This window comes from Halomonas sp. ATBC28 (assembly GCF_005937175.1).
Classification (GTDB): Bacteria; Pseudomonadota; Gammaproteobacteria; order Pseudomonadales; family Halomonadaceae; genus Vreelandella; species Vreelandella titanicae.
Genome location: NZ_VCQL01000211.1, coordinates 1 through 387 on the forward strand (window position 1 = coordinate 1; position 387 = coordinate 387).

Sequence of the window (387 nt, forward strand, 5' to 3'; positions counted from 1 at the left end):
GTTCAGAGGTGGAAGCCTGATAGAAACGAGTTTTCTTTTCCAGACCGAGGAAGCGGATCGCCTCCAGCAGGCGCAGCGTACCCATCGCGTCGACGTCAGCGGTATATTCTGGTGACTCAAAAGAGACCGCAACGTGGCTCATTGCGCCCAGGTTGTACACTTCATCCGGCTGTACTTCACGCAAAATGCGCGTCAGGTTAGAGGTATCACTCAGGTCGCCATAATGCAGATGGAATTTCGGGTTGCAGGTGTGCGGATCCTGATAAATGTGATCCACGCGCTCGGTGTTGAATGACGATGCGCGACGCTTAATACCATGCACCTCGTAACCTTTTTCCAGCAGAAACTCTGCCAGGTAAGAACCGTCTTGTCCGGTTACACCGGTGA

At 53.0% G+C, this 387-nt stretch carries 1 protein-coding gene; it reads right to left on the reverse strand.

The annotated features are described in order from the left end of the window. Positions 1-387 (reverse strand): GDP-mannose 4,6-dehydratase (locus E0L35_RS26100; protein ID WP_138801775.1); only part of this gene is annotated, 387 nt, incomplete at both ends.